General features: G+C 73.3%; 11 protein-coding genes. 5 read left to right on the top strand and 6 right to left on the bottom strand.

Annotated features, from left to right (window positions below):
* Positions 1–17: 17 nt before the first annotated feature.
* From AC1Q5D_RS08160 to AC1Q5D_RS08135, 6 genes are all read right to left on the bottom strand, one after another.
* Positions 18–992 carry an AAA family ATPase gene (locus tag AC1Q5D_RS08160; protein ID WP_481738088.1) on the bottom strand — a complete coding sequence of 325 codons (975 nt, stop codon included), beginning with the start codon at positions 990–992 and terminating at the stop codon, positions 18–20.
* A 38-nt stretch (positions 993–1,030) separates the two neighbouring features.
* Positions 1,031–7,135, bottom strand: a complete 6,105-nt coding sequence (locus AC1Q5D_RS08155) for an Ig-like domain-containing protein (RefSeq protein ID WP_481738087.1) — start codon at positions 7,133–7,135, stop codon at positions 1,031–1,033.
* Between the two features lie 156 nt (positions 7,136–7,291).
* The gene (locus AC1Q5D_RS08150; RefSeq protein WP_481738086.1) at positions 7,292–8,491 is read right to left on the bottom strand and encodes an adenylate/guanylate cyclase domain-containing protein; all 1,200 of its coding nucleotides are present in this window, start codon (positions 8,489–8,491) and stop codon (positions 7,292–7,294) included.
* Complete coding sequence (locus AC1Q5D_RS08145; RefSeq protein WP_481738085.1) at positions 8,484–9,044, bottom strand: PH domain-containing protein; 561 nt, start codon at positions 9,042–9,044, stop codon at positions 8,484–8,486. Before AC1Q5D_RS08145 ends, AC1Q5D_RS08150 begins: the two co-directional genes overlap by 8 nt.
* A gap of 45 nt (positions 9,045–9,089) precedes the next feature.
* The gene (locus AC1Q5D_RS08140; RefSeq protein WP_481738084.1) at positions 9,090–9,953 is read right to left on the bottom strand and encodes a biotin--[acetyl-CoA-carboxylase] ligase; all 864 of its coding nucleotides are present in this window, start codon (positions 9,951–9,953) and stop codon (positions 9,090–9,092) included.
* Between the two features lie 54 nt (positions 9,954–10,007).
* Positions 10,008–10,856, bottom strand: a complete 849-nt coding sequence (locus AC1Q5D_RS08135) for an SDR family oxidoreductase (protein WP_481738083.1) — start codon at positions 10,854–10,856, stop codon at positions 10,008–10,010.
* Between the two features lie 222 nt (positions 10,857–11,078).
* On the opposite strand from AC1Q5D_RS08135, the gene AC1Q5D_RS08130 reads away from it, so the two are divergent.
* From AC1Q5D_RS08130 to AC1Q5D_RS08110, 5 genes are all read left to right on the top strand, one after another.
* The gene (locus tag AC1Q5D_RS08130) at positions 11,079–12,692 is read left to right on the top strand and encodes an acyl-CoA carboxylase subunit beta (RefSeq protein WP_481738082.1); all 1,614 of its coding nucleotides are present in this window, start codon (positions 11,079–11,081) and stop codon (positions 12,690–12,692) included.
* Between the two features lie 10 nt (positions 12,693–12,702).
* On the top strand, positions 12,703–12,933 hold the full coding sequence (locus AC1Q5D_RS08125) for an acyl-CoA carboxylase epsilon subunit (RefSeq protein WP_481738081.1): 231 nt from the start codon (positions 12,703–12,705) through the stop codon (positions 12,931–12,933).
* A gap of 39 nt (positions 12,934–12,972) precedes the next feature.
* Entirely contained in the window at positions 12,973–14,658 is a 1,686-nt protein-coding gene (locus tag AC1Q5D_RS08120; protein ID WP_481738080.1) for a DUF885 domain-containing protein, read from the top strand.
* A gap of 281 nt (positions 14,659–14,939) precedes the next feature.
* Complete coding sequence (locus tag AC1Q5D_RS08115) at positions 14,940–16,292, top strand: dicarboxylate/amino acid:cation symporter (RefSeq protein ID WP_481738224.1); 1,353 nt, start codon at positions 14,940–14,942, stop codon at positions 16,290–16,292.
* A gap of 126 nt (positions 16,293–16,418) precedes the next feature.
* On the top strand, positions 16,419–17,099 hold the full coding sequence (locus tag AC1Q5D_RS08110) for a TetR family transcriptional regulator (RefSeq protein WP_481738079.1): 681 nt from the start codon (positions 16,419–16,421) through the stop codon (positions 17,097–17,099).

Below are 17,099 nucleotides of genomic sequence, written 5' to 3'. Positions count from 1 at the left end.
CTGGACTCGGGTCGGCGCTAGGCCGTGGTGGCGCGGTGCTGCGGGGCCGGCGTCGCGGACAGGACCCGGGACAGGACGCCCTGGGGCGTGGCCCCGGCGAACTCGGCCTCGGGGTCCATGACGAAGCGGTGCGTCCACACGTGGGGCGCGAGGCCCTTCACGTCGTCCGGCAGGACGTAGTTCCGGCCCTCCGCGGCGGCCCAGACCTTGGCGATGCGGACCATCGCCAGGGCGCCGCGCACGGAGACGCCGAGGCGGCTCTCGTCGGCGTCGCGGGTGCCCTCGCACAGGTGGGCGATGTACTCGAGGACCGCCTCGTCGACGTGGGTCGTGCTGGCGAGGTCCGCCATGTCGGCGATCGCCTGGGTGGTGATGACGGCCTGCAGGCCCGCGGAGCGGTCCTTGCGGCTCGCCCCGGAGAGGAGGCTGACCGTCGACGCGCGGTCCGGGTAGCCGATCGAGGTCTTGATGATGAAGCGGTCCAGCTGCGCCTCGGGCAGCCGGTAGGTGCCGGCCTGTTCGATCGGGTTCTGGGTCGCGATGACCATGAAGGGGCGGTCCTGCGCGTAGGTCGTGCCGTCGACGGTGACCCGCCCCTCCTCCATGACCTCGAGCAGCGCGGACTGCGTCTTCGGGGACGCTCGGTTGATCTCGTCCGCGAGGACGATGTTGGCGAAGATCGGCCCGCGGTGGAACTCGAACGCCTGCGTCTTCTGGTCGTAGATCGTGATGCCCGTGACGTCGGAGGGCAGCAGGTCGGGCGTGAACTGGATGCGGGAGTTCGATCCCTGCACCGTGGCGGCCAGGGAACGGGCGAGCATCGTCTTCCCGGTGCCCGGCGCGTCCTCGAGCAGCACGTGCCCCTCGGCGAGCATCGCGGAGAGGACCAGGCGGACCACGTCCTCCTTGCCCAGCACCGCCCGGCCCACGTTGTGCACGAGCTTCTCGAACGTGCCGGCGAACCAGTGCGCCTGTTCCTGCGTCATCGTCATCGTGTTGCGTTCCCCTCTGGTGGTGGTCTGGTGCGGCGCTACTGGGTGGGCCATCGGTACGTCTTGTTCGACCAGACGACCTGCCCGTTCCCGGTGTGCGTGAGCTTCACCGACAGCGGCATCTTGTAGTTGGCGCCGTGCCAGCAGTTCAGGGTGTGGGTCCCGTCGCCGCTGACCGTCGGCCGGTAGCTGTTCCACTTGCCGTAGGCGTCGTAGCAGTCCGCGAGCCAGTTGCCGGACGGCAGGTTCTCGGTCCGCACCTTCACCATGTAGCAGTTGACGGTGCACCCGGGCTCGGAGACCTGCTGGCCCGACAGGATGGTGGCCTTCGGCTGCGGTGGGGCCGGCGGTGGCGGGGCGGAGCCGGCCCGCGCGCTGACGGTCCAGGAGCGGGAACGCGGTGCCTCGTCGCCGTTGTTCAGCCTCGCCTTCGCGGTCACCGTCAGGGTGACCCGCTGGTCGTAGTCGAGCCCGGTCACCTTGCCGGTGGAGCGGTCCAGGTTGCCTGCGCTCACGGACACCGAAAGGTCCGTGCCGCGGCCGTTGTTGTAGTCGGACGCGCTCCGGTTCCAGTGGAACGTCACGGACCTCTCGCCCCGGGCCCCGTCCACGCCGCGCCGACCGCCGCCGTCGCGCGGCGGGCCATAGGCGCTCGTGTTGTTCGAGGCCCCGCTGGCGGGGCCCGCGCCCGCGGCGTTCACGGCGCGGACGCGCCAGGTGTGGGCCTGGCCGTTGGCGGAGGACACGGTTCCGGACGTCCGGTTGCCGAAGTCGCGCCAGGCCCCGCCGTCGACGGAGTACTGGTACGCCGTCACGGGCGATCCGTTCGCGCTGGCGGCGGCGAAGCGCAGCCGGACCTCGTCGTTGTTGCCCGTCGCCGTGGCGGTGGGCCGGCCCGGGGCCAGCGGGCGCCCGTACGGGGTCACGGCCGTGGACTGCGCGCTGGGCTCGGACGCGCCGACCTTGTTGTGCGCGGTGACGGAGAAGCTGTAGCGGCTGGTCGTCTTCAGCCCGGTGACCCGCTGCCGGGTCTCCCCGATGCCGGCGATGTCCTTGAGCTTGGCACCGTCCTGGTAGACGTGCAGCGTGTAGGAGGTGATGGTGGCGCCGTTGTTGTCCGGTGCGTTCCAGGCGACGTCGACGACCCCGCCATCGACAGCGGACTCGACGCGGTTCGCCGTGGGGGCGGACGGGGTGAACGGCTTGCCCGCCGGGACCACCGAGCCGGAGTAGCCGCTCCAGTCGGAGGGCTCGTCGGCCTTGTTGTGCGCCTGCACACGGAACTGGTAGGCGGTCCCGTTCGCGAGTCCGGTCCACGTGTGGCCGGTCCCGGTCAGGCCCGTGACCTGGCTGACGCCGTTCGGCGGCGTCGGCGAGATCTCCAGGGTGTACTCCGTGACGGCGGACCCCCGGCTGGCCGGAGTCGTCCAGTTGACCTCGACCTCCTGGTCGCCGGACACCCCGGTCGGCGGCGCTGGCTGCTCCGGCCGCACGTCGGGGCGCGCGTCGGCCGACTCGGCGGACGGCTCCGACTCGCCGACGGCGTTGGTGGCCGTGACCGTGAAGTTGTAGACCTTGTCGTTCGTCAGGCCGGTGAGCGTGCACGTCGTCGCCGCGCATTGCTGCTCGATGCCGCCGCCGCGCACGGTGTAGTGCTCGATCGCGGCCCCGTTGTCGGCCGGGGCGTCCCAGCGCAGGACGACGGTCCGGTCCCCGGCCGACTCGACGAGCGGGATGCCGGGCGCCTCGGGCCGGCCCTTGACGTGGAGCGTGACCGTCCCCTCGACGTGCCGGTCCGCGTCCTCGGTCGCGTCGCCGATCGTGTATTGCACGTTCATGGTGCCGACGAAGTCGTCCGCGGGGGTGACCGCCAGCTGGTCGCCGCGGATCTCGGCGCTGCCCTGCCCCTGCTGGCCCGTCGTGCCGATGATCTCCAGCGGCCGCTCGCCCGCGTACGGGTTGTGGTCGTTGGCCAGGACGTCGACGACCTCGGTCCGCCCCTGGTGGGCGTCCTCGACGACGTCGTCGACGGCCACGGGCAGCTCGCGGGTTGAGCCCAACACGGTGATGGCGACGGTCGCCTCCACGGGCGGGTGGTGCCCGTCGCTCACCGAGACGGTGGCCGTTCCGGTGGTGCCCTTCGGGGTGTCGGCCGGGGCCTTCGCGGTCAAGGCGCTGCCGTCGAGCGCGACGTCCACGCCGTCGATGCCCGAGCGGACCAGCTCGAACGACAGCTCGTCGTCGGGGTCCGGGTCGGTCGCGGACTGGCGCAGGTCCAGGCGGGCCGCGTCCTCGCCCTGGGCGACCGGCAGTTCGTTGGACTGCAGGGTCGGCGGCTTGTTCTCCTCCGGGCGCGGGAGCACCCTGATGGGGACGGAGAGCATGCTCGCCAGCCCGTCCGGGTCGTCCGGGCCGGTGCCGTCCGTGACCTCGAACGTCAGGGACGCCGGACCGGAGTAGTCCTCGGGGGCCTGAAACTCCAGCCCGGTGGCCGAGGCCACGAGCGGAATCCGGCTCTCGGGGACGGAGGCCACCCTGTCCTCCGTGGTCAGGCGCGGGGTCCGCCCCTCGCGGACCCGCACGAGCTGCGTCAGGTCCAGGCCGAGGGTCTCCCCCGCCGTGACCTCGTGGACCCGGTCGCTGGCCAGGACGGGGCGGGCGCCCCCGCTTCCGGGCACGTGCACGAACGCGGTCGAGGCGAGGCCGTCGCGGTCGGTGACGGTGTAGGCCACCACCCGCGGCCGGGCCTGGACGGCAATGGCGAGCCCGTCCTCCTGGACGCGCACGCCCTCGGGGTCGTCGGGCAGCGCGACGACCAGGTCGTCCGCGTTGCCGTCGGGGTCCTCGTCGTTCTCGAGGATCGGGACCACGACCTCCTCGCGGCCCATCGCCTCCTGGGCGGTGGCGCGGTCGTCGCGGGCGATGGGTGCCAGCAGCTTGGCCTCGGGGTCGGACTCGACGGTCAGCGTCGCGCGCGCGGTTCCGCCGCGCCCGTCCGTGGCGGTGTAGCGGACCGAGACGGAGCCCTTCTCGGGCGGCGACGTGAGCACGATCCGCCCGTCGTCGACGCGGGCCTCGACGGCGTTGGAGGTGCCCAGCCCGTCGACCAGCGCCACCGGGTCGCCGTCGGGGTCGCTGTCGTTGGCCAGGACGTCGACGGCGACCGGCCGCTCCGGGCGGACCGTGATGGAGTCGTTGACCGCCACGGGCGCGTTGTTCTCCTCGTCCAGGGGCGCGATCCCGACCATGACGGAGCCGGTGGCCCGGGCCCCGAGCCGGTCCTCCACGACGTACGAAAACGCGTCGGTGCCCGCCGCGGACTTCGCGGCCGTGTATTCGATGGCCCCGCCGACGATCCGGGCGGTGCCCTTCGCCGGGGCGCTGCCGAGCTGGACGAGGGACACGGAGTCACCGTCCGGGTCGATCCCGTTGAGGGGCACGCCGATGTTCGTGGTCCCGCCGGCCAGCACGCGGCCCACCACGCGCTGCGGGCCGGGCGGGGAGTTCTCGGCGGCGTTGCGGGGCAGGATCCGGAACGTGACCCGCGCGTCGGCCTCCTGGCCGTCCGGGCCCGCCACGGTGTAGACCGCGGAGACCTCCCGCGGCGCTTCGGTCTCCCCGGCGCGGAAGCGCACGGACTCGCCGGAGACCGAGGCGAGCGAGCCCTCGCCCAGCTCACCGGCCTCCTTCAGGCGCGGCAGCAGCGTCAGTTCCCCGCCGTTGGGGTGCGTGTCGTTCTCCAAGACGTCGACCGTGGCGACGTCGCCGGCGCGGACGACGACGTCGTCCGGGTTCGGCCGCGGCGGCTCCAGGCGCGGCGGGGCCGGGACGGGGGTGACGGTGATCTGGCCGGTCGACTCCCCGCTGCCGTTGGAGACGGTGTATTCGACGTTCACCGGCTCGGTCAGTCCCCGCACGTCGGTGACGCGCACGAAGCTGTTGCGCTCCACGGACAGGGAGAACGGCGCGCCGTCGGGCGCCTCGACGCCGGTGAGGACCAGGACCCCGCCGGCGGGGTCGGAGTCGTTGCCGAGCACGTTCACCAGGACGTTGCCCCCGGCCGGCAACAGGGCGGTGTCCCGCACCGCGACCGGGTTGCCGGGGTTGGCCTCGGGCTCCCGGACGTCGATGCGGACCAGGCCCGCGGCGCTGGCCGGGCCGTTCGTCGCGACGTACTTGGCGTAGAAGGTCCCGGGCCGGCTGCCCTGCAGGGACACGGCGCCGGAGTCGCGGTTGGCCTCGAGCCGGAGGCCGTCGACGTCGTCGACGCTGGCCAGGCGCAGCCCGCGCCCCGACGGGTCGTCGTCGTTCTCCAGGGGCGAGAACGTGACGCTCTCCCCCACGTTGGCCACGACGTGGTCGGTCGAGGGGACGGGAGGGACCGCGGAGCGGGCCAGGACGTCGACGACGACGCGGCCCTGCGTCCCGGAGCGCCCGTCCGAGACCTGGACGGTGATGTCCTTGGGTCCCACGGTCTTGCCCGAGTCCTGGTAGGTCAGCGTGCCGTCGGGGGTGACGCGGATGGTGTCCCTGTCCTGCGTGGAGCCGCCGAGCAGCTGCAGGTCGTCGCCGTCGGGGTCCCGCCAGTCCGTGAGCACGTTCCGGCTGACCGAGCCGCCCTGCTCGACGCGCAACGTGGCGGTCCGCTCCTGGCGCGGGGCGTTGTTCTCGGACTCCGGAACGACCCGCACGGTGGCGGTCGCGGTGTCCTCCCCGCCGCGGCCGTCCGAGGCGGTGTAGGTGAAGGTCGCGGTCCCGCTGGCGTCCTCGGGGACGACGATCTGGAACCCGGTGCCGTCGTAGATGCGCTGCAGCGTGCCGATCGAAGGCTGCCTGCCGTCGAGCTCGGCGAGGAGCAGGTCGCCGTCCGGGTCGACGTCGTTGAACAGCACGGGCAGCGGGGTGGTGCGTCCCGCGCGCACCCCGAACGCGTCGTCCTTGGCGACCGGCTTCTTGTTCTCCTTGCCGCGGTTGGGCAGCTCGACGGCGTCCGTGATCTCCTTCGAGTCCTCCTTCTTCTGCTCGCCCTTGCCCTGGGGCGGCTCGAGGTCGCTCCAGTTGTTCACGACCTGCATGCCCTCGTTGACGAGCCAGACGTTGCCGCTGGCCACGTCGTTGAGCACCACGACGTCGCGGTTGGTGCGGAACACGAGGTCGGCCCCCGCGCCGAGCTGCGGGATCGTGGTCGACTGGTCGGCCGCGTCGTCGTCGCAGTCCCGCACGTACGTGCCGCTCCCGGACCAGGCTGCGTACGTGCACCCGGCGACGCGCACGGGGCGAACGGGTTCGCCGGTGGCCTTCAGCGGCCGGTAGGCCGGCTCCCCTCCGTCCAGCGGAACCGACGCGAGCTTGTTGCCGAGGGCGACGACGGCGGCGTCGCCCCCGGGTCCGGGCGCCTGCAGCTGGCCGCCGTCCGGATCGACGACGGCGCTGCGCGTCCCGTCCGAGGTGTACACGTCGCCGGACGCCTCGTCGAAGACGACGGCGGTGTCCCCCACGACGCTCAGCTGCGGCTCGGCGACGCCGGCGAGACCGTCCACGGCGCTCTCCCCGGCCGGCTCGAACCCGCCGTCGGGCAGCGCGCGGAAACTGTGGAACGCGCCCGCCTCCACGTCGACGGCCCAGACCGTGTCGTCCGGGCCGACGGCCGCCAGGACCCCGCCCTCGGCGTCGAGCAGCGGTTCGGTGTCCTGGGCCGCGAACGAACCGAGCCGCTCGACGGGCGTCCCGTAGACGGCCCCGTGCTCCGCGTCGGTCACCGCGACCACGTCCGTGCCGAACGAGAACGAGGAGTTGGCGGGCAGCGCGCTCTCCTCGGTGAAGCGGACGGCGGCGGGGTCGATGGTGTTCAGCGAGGCCTGCTCGAGGTTGCGCACGAAGACGCGCTCGCCCTCCTGGGCGAGGTCGTAGCTCGGCAGCGGGGTCAGGACGCCCCCATCGAGGACGCGGGACTGGTAGTTCAGGTGCCCGACCTTGTTGACCGTCTGGTTGACGACCCAGACGCCGCCGTCGTTCAGGTCGACGTCAGCGGTCTCGTGCCCCGGGTAGAGCACCGCACCGGTGACGGCCAGGGCGGTGACGGTCGCCCCGACACCGATCTTCAATCCGGTGGATTTACCGGTCCCGGGTCCCCACTGGGCCATGTGCTACCTCGTGTTGGTGGTTTCGTGACGTCGATGGCGTGGCACTGGCGAGGCGCCCCAACCCCCGTCACCCGTGAACCGCGACCCAGTGTAGTGGACCGAAGGGTCCGCCTCGATGGGCACAACTCCCCATGCGGCGCGCGTCACGGCCGCCCGCTAGTCGAGCGTCAGGCCCTTGCCCTCGCCCGGCTCGAGCAGGAACGGCTGGATGTCGCCGAAGCCGCGGACGGGCGTGGTCTCGAGGGACGTCAGGACGAAGCGCTTGTCCTCGCCCAGCGTCGAGGCCGTCAGCGCGTCCGTCAGCACGGTGCCGGGGTCCGCGAGGGCGGTCAGCCGCGCCGCCAGGTTGACCGTGGGGCCGTAGATGTCCCCGAGGCGGGACAGGACGCGGCCCCAGACGACGGAGACCCGGGCGTCGGGCAGGAACTCGTCCCGGCTGAGCTCCTGCGACAGGGCCAGGGCGATCTGGGCGCCGGCCTGCGGCGTCTCCGCGTTGAACAGGACCTCGTCGCCGATCGTCTTGACCAGGCGCCCGCCGCCGATCGAGATGATCTCGGCGGCCTTGTTCTCGAAGCGCTGCACGAGCTGCGCCAGGGTCCGCTCGTTCATCTTCCGCGAGAGGCTCGTGTAGGAGACCAGGTCCGCGAACCCGACGGCGCGCGCCAGCGGCAGGGGCGCATCGTCCTCGGCGCCGGTCCGGCCCGCCTGGCTGGAGGCCAGCCCCGACTCGGCGCGCAGCCCGAGCCGCTGGACGGCGGCGTTGAGCTGGCGGCGCCACGAGTAGAGGAGGATCTCCTCCATGGGCTCGATCAGCTCGGGCAGCAGCGTGACGAGCTGGCGGCGGGCCTCGGGGTCGGTCAGGCCCTGGTTCTGGACCATGTCCTCGACGAGCGCCTCGATCTGCCACACGACCATCCGGTCGGTCATCTGGCCGATGGCGCGGGTGATGGAGATGGCGGCCTCCTCGGTGAGGCGGCGCTCGCGGACGTTCTGGACGATCGTCGTGATGGCCTTCAGGTCCACCTCGGTGAACGCGACGTCCTCGTCCCCGACATTGGGGAACCCCAAGGCCCGCCAAAGCTTCTTCGCACTCAGGAGGGAGACGCCCGCCCCGGCGGCGACCTCGCGCCGGCGCAGCGTCCGCTCCGCCCCGAGCAGGCGGCGCTCCAGGTCGCGCGCGGACTCCTTGACGGCCTCGCGCTCGAGGGCCTGCCGGAGGGGCAGGGCGCGGGTGAAGGGGCCGGCGCCGGGTCCGACGCTCGGCAACTCGGAGGTCGGGACGTTGGCGCCGGGCCGGGGAAGGCGCGGCAGGGGGGCAGTGTCCGGCGCCCGCCCGCTGCCCGTGCCTTCACCCATGGTCCGTCCAATCCATCCGTTGCTCCCGATCAATTTCTACACCATCGAACATCACCGTTCTGGGCAACGCCTCAATGGCGTCCAGAACCAGTTCCCGCAGGCGGTGGACCGCGGGGACCGCCTCCAGCCGGGCGTCGCCGTTGGCCGTGGCGAGCACGAGCGTCCCGGACCCGCGCCCCCGGCGGAACACCGGCTGGCGCACGTGCAGCTCCCGCACGATCAGCAGCGGCAGCTCCCACTGGGACCGCGCCCCCAGTCCGCGCCGGACCACGACCCGGCGGTTGGTCAGGAACATCCAGGTCCGGCGCCAGCGCAGGTACGGACCCACCGACCACGCGAGCAGCAGCAGCGCCCCGACGGCGGGAACGGCCATGCGCAGCCACGGGACGGCGTCGGCCACCGGCGCGGGCAGACCGTCGCGGGTCAGCCACCCCATGGCGTACGCGGTGGCCGGGACCACGGCGAACCAGGCCACGGCGGGCCGGGCGAGCGTCCGGGCGTGCCTGCGGGTCTTGACGACGACGTGCTCGCCGTCGGCGAGTTTCAGCCGCATGGTCTCCTTCCGCCGGTGGGCCCGGCCACCAGTCTAGGCGGGCGGCTAGGCGTAGCCCCCGTCGGCCCGCCGCAGGTGGACGACGTCGCCGGCCCGGACCGGGTGCACGGCGCCGTCGTCCGCCCGGACACTGAGGGAGCCGTCCGTCTCGAGCGCCTCCGCCACGCCCTCGACGGAGGCGCCTCCGGGCAGCTCCGCCCGCACCCGCGTGCCCAGGGTGGCCATGCGGGAGGAGGCGCGCTCGAGCAGCCCGCGCCGCGGGTCCCCGCCGTCGTCCACGAAGCCGCGGTACACCTCCGCCAGCCGGCGCAGGTAGGCGGCGAGCAGGCGGGTGTTGTCCGGCTCCCGCACCCCCTCGAGGTGCAGGCTCGTCGCCGTCGCGACGGGCAGGTGCTCCGTGTCCAGCGCGACGTTCACTCCCGTGCCGACGACGACGGCCGGCACCGGCCCGGCCGGGACCAGCTGCGCCAGGACGCCGCAGAGCTTGCGCCCGGACGCGAGGATGTCGTTGGGCCACTTGAGCCGCGCCGGCACGCCCGTCTCCGCCTCGATGGCCTCCGCCATGGCGACCGAGCTGACCACGGAGAGCCAGCCGTACGCGTCGGCCGGCAGCGGGGCGCCGTCCACGTCGGGGCGCAGCAGCACCGAAACGGACACCGACGTGCGCGGCGGCGAGGACCATTCGCGGTCCATCCGCCCGCGGCCGCGGCTCTGGTGGTCCGCGGCGAGGACGCACAGGTCGGGCCACGCGCCGGGGTCGGCGGCCGCGGCCGCGGCGACGTCGTCGTTCGTCGAGCCCGTCGACTCGACGGTCTCGATGCGGGCGTAGGGGCCGGCCGGGGCGGCGAGGGCGGCCCGCAGGGCCGCGCCGTCGAGGGGTTGCGGCACGGCCGCGGTGCTGTTCTCCATGGCCCAAGGCTAGGACGGTGCGGGTGCCCGGGCGCAAGGGTTCCCCGGCGCGCCCTACAGGAAGATGTCCGGGGCCAGCTCCGCCCCGGGGTCCCCGACCCGGTACCGGGACAGGTCGCGCACGCCCTCCTCCGCGAGGACCTCTTCGTCGGTGAGGAACCGGCCGGTGCAGGAGCGCGAGGGCCGCGCGAGCACGGCCACGGCCGCGTCGGCGACGATCTCCGCGGTGCGGCACGCGGGGCGCAGCCCCTCCCCGCCGGGCAGGTTGCGCACGGCCGCGGTGTCGATGATCGTCGCGGGCCAAAGCGAGTTCACGGCGATCCCGTCCGCGCGCAGCTCCTCAGCCAGGCCGAGCGTGGTCAGGCTCATCCCGTACTTCGAGAGCGTGTAGGCCAGGTGGGCGCCGGCCCACCGCGGGTCGAGGTTGAGCGGCGGCGAAAGCGTCAGGACGTGCGGGTTCGGCGCGCGCCGCAGGGCGGGCAGGGCCGTCTTCGTGAGCAGGAACGTCCCGCGGACGTTGATGTCCTGCATCAGGTCGTAGCGCTTCATGTCGACGGCGTCGGTGCCGGAGAGGTCGATGGCCGAGGCGTTGTTGACGACGGCGTCGATCCCGCCGAACCGGTCGACGGCCGCGCCGACTGCGCGCGCGACGTCGCGGTCGCGGCGCACGTCGCCGACGACTGGCAGCGCCTCGCCGCCGGCGTCCCGGATGGCGTCCGCCGCGGTGTGCACGGTGCCCTCGAGGGCCGGATGGGGGGCGTCCGTCTTGGCGAGCAGGACGATCCGGGCGCCGTCCGCCGCGGCCCGGAGGGCGATGGCCAGGCCGATGCCCCGGCTGCCGCCGCTCATGAGGATGGTCCGGCCGGCCAGCGGGGCGGCGGCGTCTGGTGTGGCGTGGGTCATGGCGCCCACGGTACGGCACCCCGGGCTCACTTGTTACCACCGGGTAATAAAATGACGTCGCCGCGCCGGGCCCCGGCCGCGCCGGTCCCGGACCCCCGATCCGGTGCGGCCTTTTTGTATGGTTCCTACAACGGGGGCGCCGGGCAGCCTCACTAGACTGGCCCAGACGGCACGCTGTTTGTGCCATTCCCCCAAACGACCCTGCAGACGGGAGCCCACCGTATGAGCGAGACCGGCACGGCCGACGCCACCGAGGCAATCGACCTGACCACCACGGCAGGCAAGATCGCCGAGTTCCGCCGGCGCCAGGCGCTCTCGCTGCTGCCCTCCGGCCAGGCGGCCGTCGAAAAGCAGCACGCCCGCGGGAAGCACACGGCCCGCGAGCGCATCGACCTGCTGCTGGACGAGGGCTCGTTCGTCGAGTTCGACGCGCTCGCGGTCCACCGCACCAGCGCGTTCGGGATGGACGCCAAGCGCCCGCTCGGCGACGGCGTCGTCTCCGGCTACGGCACCGTCGACGGCCGCACCGTCGCCGTCTACTCGCAGGACTTCAGCGTCTACGGCGGCTCCCTGAGCCAGGTCAACGGCGAGAAGATCGTCAAGGTCCAGGAGTTCGCGCTGCGCAACGGATGCCCGGTCATTGGCATCAACGACGGCGGCGGCGCCCGCATCCAGGAGGGCGTGGCGTCCCTGGCCATGTTCGCGGACATCTTCCGCAACAACGTCCACGCCTCCGGCGTCGTCCCGCAGATCTCGCTGATCATGGGGCCGTGCGCCGGCGGCGCCGCCTACTCCCCCGCGCTGACGGACTTCGTGGTCATGGTGGACAAGACCAGCCACATGTTCATCACCGGCCCGGACGTCATCAAGACGGTCACCGGCGAGGAGGTGGACATGGAGACCCTGGGCGGGGCCCGCCAGCACAACGCGACCACGGGCACGGCCAGCTACCTCGCGTCGGACGAGGAGGACGCGATCGAGTTCGTCAAGGAGCTCCTGGACCACCTGCCGTCCAACAACCTCGCGGAGACGCCGCCGGCCCCGTTCGACGAGGAGCCCGAGCTGCTCGACGCCGACCTCGAGCTGGACACCCTGATCCCGGACTCCGCCAACCAGCCCTACGACATGCGCACCGTGATCGGGCACGTCGTCGACGACGGGGCGTTCCTCGAGCTGCAGGCCCTGTACGCCCCGAACGTGCTCATCGGCTACGGCCGCGTCGAGGGCCGCACCGTCGGCATCGTCGCCAACCAGCCGATGCAGTTCGCCGGAACGCTGGACATCGCGGCCAGCGAGAAGGCGGCCCGGTTCGTCCGCCACTGCGACGCCTTCGGGATCCCGATCCTCACGCTGGTCGACGTGCCGGGCTTCCTGCCCGGCAAGGACCAGGAGTTCCAGGGGATCATCCGCCGCGGCGCGAAGCTGCTCTTCGCGTACGCCGAGGCGACCGTGCCGAAGCTGACGGTCATCACGCGCAAGGCGTACGGCGGCGCGTACATCGTCATGGGCTCCAAGAAGCTCGGGGCGGACCTGAACCTGGCCTGGCCGACGGCGCAGATCGGCGTCATGGGCGCCCAGGGCGCGGTGAACATCCTCTACCGGCGCGACCTGGCGGCCGTGGAGGCGGACGGCGGCGACGTCGAGGCGCGCCGCGCGGCGATCATCGAGGACTACGAGGCCGAACTGCTCAACCCCTACCAGGCGGCGGAACTGGGCTACATCGACGCGGTGATCGCGCCGTCGGAGACCCGGCTGCAGGTGGTCCGCGGGCTGCGCGCCCTGCGCGACAAGCACGCGTCGCTGCCGGCGAAGAAGCACGGCAACATCCCGCTCTAGGAGGCCCCGCATGGACACGACCCCCGCTCCGGCGCCCGCCGGGCCCCCGCTGCTGCGCGTGGAGCGCGGCAACCCGACACCGGAGGAGCTCGCGGCGCTGGCCGCCGTCGTCGCCTGCCTCGGCGCGCCCGCGGAGGAGGAGGCGGCGCCCCAGTCGCGCCAGCAGCTGCTGCGGCGCCAGATCCGGCGCGGCCGCCACCTCGCCGCGGCGCCCGGCGCGTGGCGCAGCGGCCGCTTCTAGTTCTTCAACTCCCGCTTCACATCCGGCTAGGCTGGGTCCATGACCCACGCCACGCCGCCGACCCGCCAGGCCACCGAGATCGACGGCGTCGCCGACGCCCACTTCGCCAGGCTCCTGGACCTCTCCCCCGAGTTCGCCACGACCCTCGGCCTGCCCGGGCGCGAGACGCTCTACTCCGACTACTCCCCCGCGGGCACCGCGGCGCGCGCCGCGGCCTCCCGCGCCACGCTGGGGGCCCTCGAGGGCCTCGAACCCCGGGACGCCACGGACTCCGTCACCCTGGACGCGATGCGCGAGCGGCTCGGGCTCGAGCTGGAGATCGAGGCGACCGGGATCACGGAGCTGAACAACATCGCCTCCGCGCCGCAGGACATCCGCGCCGTGTTCGACCTGATGCCCGCCGAGACGGCGGAGCACTGGGAGCACATCGCCGGCCGTCTCGCGAACGTCCCCGCGGCGCTGGAGGGCTACACGGCCTCGCTGGCCGAGTCCATCGACCGCGGCCTGCCCCCGGCGGCGCGCCAGGTGGGCATCGTGGCCGGGCAGACGGCGGCGTACGCCCGGCCCGACGGGTTCTTCGGCGGCCTCGTCGACCGCGCGGGCCCCTCCGGGCTGCCGGACGCGCTCGCCGCAACGCTGGCGGCGAACGCCCGCGGCGCGGCCGAGGCCTACGGCCGGTTCTCGCGGCACCTCACCGAGTCCGTCCTGCCCCGCGCCGGCGAGCGCGACGCGGTCGGGCGCGACCTCTACGCCCTGATGTCCCGGAGGTTCCTCGGCGCCGCCGTCGACCTCGAGGAGACCTACCAGTGGGGCCTCGACGAGCTCGAGCGCCTCGTCGCCGAACAGCACGCCGTCGCGGACGCGATCCTGCCCGGGGCGGGCCTCGCGGAGGCGAAGGCCGCTCTGGACGCGGACCCGGCGCGGCAGCTCAAGGGGACGGGGGCGCTGCGCGAGTGGATGCAGGAGAAGTCCGACGCCGCCATCGCCGCCCTGGCGGGGACGCACTTCGACATCCCCTCCCCGATGGACCGCCTCGAGTGCCTCATCGCGCCCACCCAGGAGGGCGGGATCTACTACACGGGTCCGTCCGACGACTTCTCGCGCGCCGGGCGCATGTGGTGGTCCGTGCCGGCGGGCGAGGACGAGTTCACGACGTGGGCGGAGACGACGACCGTCTACCACGAGGGGGTGCCGGGCCACCACCTGCAGATCGCCACGGCGACCAACCTGCGCGGGACGCTCAACGACTGGCGCCGCCACGCGTGCTGGGTCTCCGGCCACGGCGAGGGCTGGGCGCTCTACGCCGAGCGCCTCATGCTCGACCTGGGGTTCCTTGCGGACCCGGGCGACCACCTGGGGATGCTGGACATGCAGCGCATGCGCGCCGCGCGGGTGGTGTTCGACATCGGCGTCCACCTCGGCCTGCCCGCCCCGGAGTCCTGCGGCGGCGGGACGTGGACGCCGGACCAGGGCCGGGCCTTCCTGCAGCGGCACCTGGCCATCTCCCCCGGACAGCTCGACTTCGAGTTCAACCGGTACCTGGGCTGGCCCGGCCAGGCCCCCGCGTACAAGGTGGGCCAGCGCCTCTGGGAGGAGATCCGCGACGCCTGCCGCGCGGCCGAGGGTCCCGCGTTCGACCTGCGGGCGTTCCACGGCCGCGCCCTGGCGCTGGGGTCGGTGGGGCTGGACACGCTGCGCCGGGCCCTGCTCCCGGCCGCGGGGTAGAGAGCCGCTGGGTAGAGGGGCCCGGCGGGTTCCCGTCGGCGCGCGAACCACTCCCGCCGCCACCGCGGACCGGCGCTTGAGGTTCGTCACACGACGGCGGGGCGGCGGGGGCGGCCTCCCGCGGATTCCGGGAGCGCGGAGCCCGCCCCCGGGGCGGCGCACCCGGCGGCCGCGTCATATTTCGCAACGGCAGGTTCACTTTGGTATAGGGCCGTCCGTACCGTCGTGGGGTGACATCACTCAGCCCTTCCCCCGCGCGCCCGCGCCGCCTGCCGAAGTGGATGACCTCCTTCGGCCCGCAGATCCTCGCCGCCCTGGTCGTCGGCATCGTCCTCGGCCTCGCCGCCAAGTCCTCCGGGCATACGGCGGACACCCCCACCGCCCTGGGCGAGACGCTCGCCACCATCGGCTCGAGCTACGTCAGCCTCCTGAAGACGGCCGTCATCCCGCTCGTGTTCTTCGCGGTCGTCGCCTCCATCTCGAACCTGTCGAAGGTCGCCAACGCCGCCCGGCTCGCCTGGCAGACGCTGCTCTGGTTCGCGATCACCGCCGCCGTGTCCGTGGCCATCGGCATGGTGCTCGGCACGGTCATGCGGCCCGGGGCCAACACCGGCCAGGCCGCGCCCGAGGAGTACTCCGGCCGCACCGGCGACTGGTGGGCCTTCCTCACGGGGCTCATCCCCACGAACTTCCTGGGCCTCGAGGCGAGCACGAAGCTCGCCGAGACGGGTGAGCCGACGACGTCGCTGTCCTTCAACGTCCTGCAGATCCTGGTCATCGCCATCGCCGTCGGCGTCGCCGCGCTGAAGGTCGGCGAGGCCGCCAAGCCGTTCCTCGCGTTCTCCGCCTCCCTGCTGGCCGTCATCCAGAAGGTCCTGTGGTGGATCATCCGCCTGGCCCCGCTGGGCACCGTGGGCCTGATCGGTAACGCCGTCGCCACCTACGGCTGGGACACGATCGGTTCGCTCGGCAAGTTCGCACTGGCCTTGTACATTGGTCTGGCGCTCGTGCTCTTCGTGCTGTACCCGGTGCTCGTCAAGGCCCACGGGCTGTCCGTGCGCGGCTACTTCTCCGGCGTGTGGCCGGCCGTGCAGCTCGGCTTCGTCTCCCGCTCGTCCATGGGCACGCTGCCCCTGACGCAGCGCGTCACGGAGCGCAACCTCGGGGTGCCCGCCGGCTACGCCTCCTTCGCCGTGCCGCTCGGCTCCACGACGAAGATGGACGGCTGCGCCGCCGTCTACCCGGCCATCGCCGCCCTGTTCGTGGCGCAGTTCTTCGGCATCGAGCTCGGCGTCACGGACTACCTGCTGGTCGCGCTCGTCTCCATCCTCGGCTCGACGGCGACCGCGGGCACGACCGGCGCGACCGTCATGCTCACCCTCACGCTGAGCACGCTCGGCCTGCCGCTGGCCGGCGTGGGCCTGCTCCTGGCCGTCGATCCGATCATCGACATGGGCCGCACGGCCGTGAACGTCGCCGGCCAGGCGCTGGTCCCGACCATCGTGGCCCGCCGCGAGGGGATCCTGGACGAGGACCTCTACAACGCGCCGCGCAACGGCGACCCGTTCGCCCAGGACGAGGCCGGCGAGGCCGGGTCCGCCCCGTCGGACGCCGCGGAGGCCGCCCGCGCCTGACCCCCGCGCCACCGAGAGGCCGCCGCCACCCGGATCCCCGAGGATCCGCGGAGGCGGCGGCCTCTCGCTGTGCCCGCGCCACACCGGAATTGCACGCAGTGCAAACTTGCACGTAGTGTATCTCCCGTGAGCGACACCCCCTCCCCTCCGGCGTCCCCCGCCCCCGCGTCCCGCCGCGACCGCAACAAGGCCGCCACGCGCAGCGCCATCGCCGACGCGGCCCTCGCGCTCCTGCGCTCCGAAGGCCCCGCGGCCGTCACCGCCGAGCGCCTTGCGGAGGCCGCCGGCGTCTCGCGGCGCACGTTCTTCAACTACTTCCCCACCGTCGAATCCGCCCTCAACGAGCCCACCGAGCGGCTCCTGGACCAGGCCCTGGCCCGCCTCGACGAGGTGCCCGCGGAGACCCCCGTGACGGACGCCGCCGTCGAGGTCATGCTCTCCCTCGGCGACCGCCGCGCACTCGGCCGGCTCGCGGACCTGTTCGCGGCCACCCACGGCGCCTCCCCCGCGCCGGCGCTGGAGCGGATCCAGCTCGAGTCCTGGAACCGGTGTGCCGAGCGGCTCGTGGAGACGATCTCCGGCCGCCTCCCCGCGGCCGACCCGCTCCACGTCTCCGTCTTCGCCCACGCGGTCATCGGCGCCGGCCGCGCCACCTTCACCCACTGGGCGCTCGGGCACGCCGGCGACACCTCCGACGCCGCCGTCGCCGACCTCCAACGCCAGCTCGCCGACGCGTTCGCCCAGCTGCGCGACGGCTTCCCCCTCCTCCACACCCAGGCCGCCTCGGCCGAGACGCGAAAGGCCTGA

The organism is Arthrobacter paludis, assembly GCF_056782315.1.
This window is presented reverse-complemented; position numbering and strand designations above follow the sequence as displayed.

Bases quoted from the DNA above. Each gene is read 5' to 3' on its own strand.
- AC1Q5D_RS08160 (WP_481738088.1), bottom strand. From the start codon at position 992: ATGACGATGACGCAGGAACAGGCGCACTGGTTCGCCGGCACGTTCGAG.
- AC1Q5D_RS08155 (WP_481738087.1), bottom strand. From the start codon at position 7,135: ATGGCCCAGTGGGGACCCGGGACCGGTAAATCCACCGGATTGAAGATC.
- AC1Q5D_RS08150 (WP_481738086.1), bottom strand. From the start codon at position 8,491: ATGGGTGAAGGCACGGGCAGCGGGCGGGCGCCGGACACTGCCCCCCTG.
- AC1Q5D_RS08145 (WP_481738085.1), bottom strand. From the start codon at position 9,044: ATGCGGCTGAAACTCGCCGACGGCGAGCACGTCGTCGTCAAGACCCGC.
- AC1Q5D_RS08140 (WP_481738084.1), bottom strand. From the start codon at position 9,953: ATGGAGAACAGCACCGCGGCCGTGCCGCAACCCCTCGACGGCGCGGCC.
- AC1Q5D_RS08135 (WP_481738083.1), bottom strand. From the start codon at position 10,856: ATGACCCACGCCACACCAGACGCCGCCGCCCCGCTGGCCGGCCGGACC.
- AC1Q5D_RS08130 (WP_481738082.1), top strand. From the start codon at position 11,079: ATGAGCGAGACCGGCACGGCCGACGCCACCGAGGCAATCGACCTGACC.
- AC1Q5D_RS08125 (WP_481738081.1), top strand. From the start codon at position 12,703: ATGGACACGACCCCCGCTCCGGCGCCCGCCGGGCCCCCGCTGCTGCGC.
- AC1Q5D_RS08120 (WP_481738080.1), top strand. From the start codon at position 12,973: ATGACCCACGCCACGCCGCCGACCCGCCAGGCCACCGAGATCGACGGC.
- AC1Q5D_RS08115 (WP_481738224.1), top strand. From the start codon at position 14,940: ATGACCTCCTTCGGCCCGCAGATCCTCGCCGCCCTGGTCGTCGGCATC.